General features: G+C 71.0%; 4 protein-coding genes and 1 pseudogene. All 5 read right to left on the bottom strand.

Annotation, left to right across the window (positions count from 1 at the left end):
* A pseudogene (locus B124_RS36815) lies at window positions 1–96 on the bottom strand (roadblock/LC7 domain-containing protein); the annotation flags it as partial.
* A gap of 9 nt (window positions 97–105) precedes the next feature.
* On the bottom strand, window positions 106–2877 hold the full coding sequence (locus B124_RS36810) for a sensor histidine kinase (protein ID WP_496507374.1): 2772 nt from the start codon (window positions 2875–2877) through the stop codon (window positions 106–108).
* A 461-nt stretch (window positions 2878–3338) separates the two neighbouring features.
* On the bottom strand, window positions 3339–3932 hold the full coding sequence (locus B124_RS36805) for a GTP-binding protein (RefSeq protein WP_496501167.1): 594 nt from the start codon (window positions 3930–3932) through the stop codon (window positions 3339–3341).
* Entirely contained in the window at window positions 3913–4473 is a 561-nt protein-coding gene (locus B124_RS36800) for a DUF742 domain-containing protein (RefSeq protein WP_496507373.1), read from the bottom strand. Before B124_RS36800 ends, B124_RS36805 begins: the two co-directional genes overlap by 20 nt.
* 167 nt (window positions 4474–4640) lie before the next feature.
* Window positions 4641–4985 (bottom strand): roadblock/LC7 domain-containing protein (locus B124_RS36795; RefSeq protein ID WP_496507372.1); only part of this gene is annotated, 345 nt, incomplete at its 5' end.

Below are 4985 nucleotides of genomic sequence, written 5' to 3'. Positions count from 1 at the left end.
TCCGTCGGCGGAGACCACCACCGTGTGCGACACCCCCGGGGTGTTGTCCACGAAATTAGTGATCAACCAGTTCAGGTTCTGCGCCGCCTGGCTCATCGGGCTCACCTAACGCTCCTGATCGTATGTGCCGGGGCCCACGCCCGGTCCGTCATCCTGCTGCGGCCTCTGCTGGCGGCCCTGCTGGACCCCGCGGCGCAGATTGCTCAGCCTGCCGCGTACGTCCTCCGGGGCCCGGGAGACCTGTGGGCCTCCCAGCGGGGCCTGCTCCGCGGTGCCCTCCACCAGGTTCTGGCGGGGCACCCGCCGGGGAAGGCCCGCGGGTGTGACCCCGCCCGCCTTCGGTTCGCGCACCTGCTCGGCACGCTCCCAGCGTTCGTCGTTCGCCGACCTCCACTCGTCGTCCTCCGGCGCCGGCTCCGGTGCGCCGAAGCCGAAGCCCCTGCGGCCGGTGCCGAACCCTGCCGGAGATTCCGTTTCCGGTTCTGCCGGACTGTCGTACGCGCCCTGCCCCGTCCAGTGGTTCGGCGCGGTGCCGGGCTGGGCTTGGGCGTAGGTATCGTACGCGGGCTCCGGTGAGATGCCCCCGGGCGTGAAGGCATCGGTACCCACTGCCTCCGCTTCTGATTCGTGGAAGGCCGGGGTACGGTCCTGTGCCGCCGCTTCGAGCGCGGCCCTGCGCTCCTCGCGCAGCAGCGAGCGCTGGATGGGGTCGAAGACCCCCTCCTGCCCGCCGAGCGCCGGCATCGCCGGGCGCGGGCCCTCCACCTGGGGGGCCTGCTGATACGAGGAGTCGTCGAAGCCCAGCTCCACCGCGCTGCGCGGCCGGCCGCCGGCGAAGCCGTTGCCCGCGGGCTGGAAGGACGGGCGGTCGGCGACGATGCGCGAGACGGTGAACTCGTCCTGCTGCTCGGGCGCCTCGGTGGCGCCGCCGAAGGCGATGGCCTCGGGCAGCATCACCAGCGAGGTGGTGCCCGACTGCTCGCCGGAGGGGCGCAACTGCACGCGGATGCCGTGCCGGTCGGCGAGCCTGCCGACCACGAACAGGCCCATGCGCTGCGAGATCGCGACGTCCACGGTGGGCGGGTCGGCGAGCCGGTGGTTGATGTCCGCGAAGTCCTCGGCGGTCAGGCCGATGCCCTTGTCGTGGATCTCGACCATCACCCGGCGGTCCGGCAGCCGGGTGGCGGTGACCCGGACCTTGGTGTGCGGCGAGGAGAACGTGGTGGCGTTCTCCAGCAGCTCGGCGAGCAGGTGCACGAGGTCGGTGACGGCGCTGCCGTGGATCTCGCTGTCGGGTACGCCCTCCAGCTCGATGCGCTCGTACGACTCGACCTCCGAGGTCGCCGCGCGTAGCACGTCGACGAGCGGGACCGCCTCGTCCATGTGCCGGCCGGTGTCCTCGCCCGCGAGCACCAGCAGGTTCTCGCCGTTGCGGCGCATGCGGGTGGCGAGGTGGTCCATGTGGAACAGGTTCTCCAACTGCTCCGGGTCCGCCTCGTGGTCCTCCAGGCCGGAGATCAGCTCGAGCTGGCGCTCGATGAGGCCCTGGTTGCGCCGGGAGAGGTTGGTGAAGATCGCGTTGAGGTTGCCGCGCAGCAGCGCCTGCTCGGCGGCCAGCCGGACCGCCTCGCGGTGCACCTGGTCGAAGGCGCGGGCGACCTCGCCGATCTCGTCCCTGCTGTGCAGCGGGATCGGCTGCACGCGGGTGTCCACCCGGCCGGGGTCGGTCCGGGAGAGCTGGTCGACCAGCATCGGCAGCCGCTGCTCGGCGATGCCGAACGCCGAGTTGCGCAGCAGCCGCATGCTGCGGGCCATCGAGCGGGCCATCAGCGCGGCGATGACGAAGCCGATGAGCAGCGCGCCGACGGCGATGGCGGCGCCGACGACGGTGTCGCGCTTGGCGGACTCGACGATGTCGTGGGCCTCGGCCACGGCGCGGTCGGCGAAGTCGATCTCAACGGTGCGGTACGCGTCGATGGGCACGCTCGTGGCCGCGTACCACGTCTGCGGGGTGATGCCCTGCTCGGCGAGGTCCTCCGGCGTGACGCCCTCCCCGAGGCTGGTGAGGCCGGCGAGCATCTTCGCGGGCTCCGGCGGCGCGGTGAACTCGCCGCCGCCGTCCTCGGCCTCCCGCTGCGCCTCGGCGAGCCGCTGCCTGGCCTTCTCCTCCTGGTCGGCCAGCGCGTCCTCAAGCACGCGGTTGTCGGCGGCGGTGCTGCCGGACTTGAACTCGTCGAGGGCGATGGGCTCCAGGTAGGCGAAGGAGCCGAGCGCGGTCTTCTCCTCGGCCAGCACCCCTGCCTTCTCGGGCGGGCTGACCAGCAGCTCGGTGCCGAGGGAGCGGACCAGGGAGGCGCCGGACTTGGAGAGCGAGATGGCGTACATCGCGCGGCCGTAGCTGGTGATGTTGGTCGTGCCCAGGCCCAGCTCGTTGGCGAAGGTCATCAGCGGGCGGTAGATCGCCGCGTACCCGAGGTGGGTCTGGGTCCCCGGCGCCTGGGGCGTGAACGCCGCCTCCCGCATCCGCGGGAGGTTCTTCTCCTGCTCCCGGAAGGCGTCCAGACGGCGGTGGAGGCCGGGTTTGTCCGGCATGTTCTCGACCTGCCGGTCGAACTCGGCCGCGGCGGCGTCGGTGGCCTTGCGCGCCTCGGTCACCCGGCTCGCCTCGCGGTCGCCGTGGAGCAGCGGCTGCACGGAGACGTCACGCTCCGCCATGATGAGGTCGGCGTAGTCCCCCGCGGCCTTGGCCACCTTGGCGGTGTTCTCCGCGTCCTGGGCCTCCTGCCAGGTGTCGACGGAGTCGTTCACCTGGAAGCCCGCGAAGACGATGGCCACCAGCACCGGAATCAGCAGGATCGCGTTCAGCCGGGTGACCACCCGCCAGTTACGGGGTGAGAACCGGCTGCCGCTCGGCGGCGGGGGGGCCGGCTGCGCCCCGGCAGGGGGCGGCGCCGCCGCGCGCGACGGCGGGCTGAAGTTGCCCCGCGGCTCCTGCGCGGGGCCCTTGCTGCTGCGCCTCACCGAACCAACAACCTCTCGGCCTACTCTCGGGTCAGTTCCTCGAATTCCAGCACGCCGCGCGGCTCCTGCCAAACGCCTGGAGAGGACTTCGTACGATCACGCAGGCACCGTCAAATGGGGCGTAAGCGGCACCGTCCGACAAAGCGCAGCCACGGCATCAGCGGAATGGAGTCGACCGCCTGCATCCTGTGCAACGCACCCCCTCAATCTGCTTCCAAACGTTATCAACGCCTCAGGGGCAGGCGGCACCGCACGGTGCAACCTGCCCCTGGTGACGTCTCCGGCCCCGCAGCGTCCGCCCGGGCCGCCCGGCTCGCTCAGCGCAGCCTGGCCATCAGCGCGTGCTCGACGAGTGTGATCAGCGTGGACTTGGACTCCGAGCGCTGCCGGGCGTCCGTGGTCAGGATCGGCGTCTCCGGCCCGATCTGCAGCGCCTCACGCACCTCATCCGGCGAGTACGGCTGATGACCGTCAAACCCGTTCAACGCGATCACGAACGGCAACCCCGAGTTCTCGAAGTAATCCACCGCCGGGAAACAATCCGCCAACCGCCGCGTATCCACCAGCACCACCGCACCGATGGCACCACGCACCAGATCGTCCCACATGAACCAGAAACGATCCTGACCAGGCGTCCCAAACAGATACAGGATCAAATCCTGATCCAACGTGATACGCCCGAAGTCCATCGCCACCGTCGTCGTGGTCTTCCCCGACACCTGCGACAGATCATCGATCCCCGCAGACGCCGACGTCATCACCGCCTCAGTACGCAGCGGATTGATCTCCGACACCGAACCCACGAACGTGGTCTTCCCTACCCCGAAACCACCCGCCACCACGATCTTCGCCGACGTGGTCGCACGAGCCGGAGAAGAATCGGCCACACCACTAGAGCTTGCGAAGTCCACTGAGCACCCTTTCGAGCAAAGTCACATCTGGCTGGCCCCCCGCGGCGTCGCCGCCGCCCGGCTGGTGGATCGTGACCAGGCCGGCTTCCGCGAGGTCGGCCACGAGGATGCGCGCGACGCCCAGCGGGAGGGTCAGCAACGCGGAGACCTCCGCGACCGACTTGAGTTCATAGCACAGTCGGCAGATGCGCTGGTGCTCGGGGAGCTGGGAAGTGAGCCGGGAGGGATCGGCAGTGGTCTGCACCAGTGCCTCGATGGCGAGCTGGTAACGCGGCCGGGTCCGGCCGCCGGTCACGGCGTACGGGCGCACCAGCCGCGACTGCGGGCCCCGGGCCGCGCGCGGGGCGCGGGCGGCGGGCGCCGGCTGGGTCTGCGGCGCCGGTGCGGACGCGGGCTGGCCGCGGTGCTGCGCCGGGCCGCCGCCACCGTACGGCGGCGGGGACGGGGGCTGCGGCTGTCCCGGTGCCGGGGGCACGCCAGGGGCGGCGTACGGTACGTCCGGCGCCCACGGGCGCGGGGAGGCCCCGTGCTGCGGCGGCATGCCCGGCTGGTGGGACTGCTGGCCGTACCCGTATCGCCAGTCCTCACCGCCGTGAGGTACCTGTTGGTGCGCTGCCACTGCGTTCCCCTTCCCCGACGGCGTGCCGGAGCATCACTGCACTCGACGCACCATAGCCCGGCGAGCGTGCAACGTGCATCGATTGTCCGCTAGTTCAGCAGGCTGCCTTGCAGCTCCGCGCGCAGGTCCGGGGTCAGCACGGCGCCCGCCCGGTCGACGAGCAGGGCCATCTCGTAACCCACCAGACCGATGTCGCACTCCGGGTGCGCCAGCACGGCCAGCGCCGAGCCGTCGGAGATGGACATGATGAAGAGGAAGCCGCGCTCCATCTCCACCACCGTCTGGTTGACGTAGCCGCCCTCGAAGATCCGCGAGGCGCCGGCCGTCAGCGACGTCAGTCCGGACGCCACCGCCGCCAGTTGGTCGGCGCGGTCGCGCGGGAAGCCGTCGGACATCGCGAGGAGGAGTCCGTCGGCGGAGACCACCACCGTGTG

The sequence above is a fragment of the Streptomyces sp. CNP082 genome (assembly GCF_059570535.1).
This window is presented reverse-complemented; position numbering and strand designations above follow the sequence as displayed.

Excerpts from the sequence above, each read along its gene's own strand:
- B124_RS36800 (WP_496507373.1), bottom strand. The coding sequence starts at position 4,473 with ATGCCGCCGCAGCACGGGGCCTCCCCGCGCCCGTGGGCGCCGGACGTA.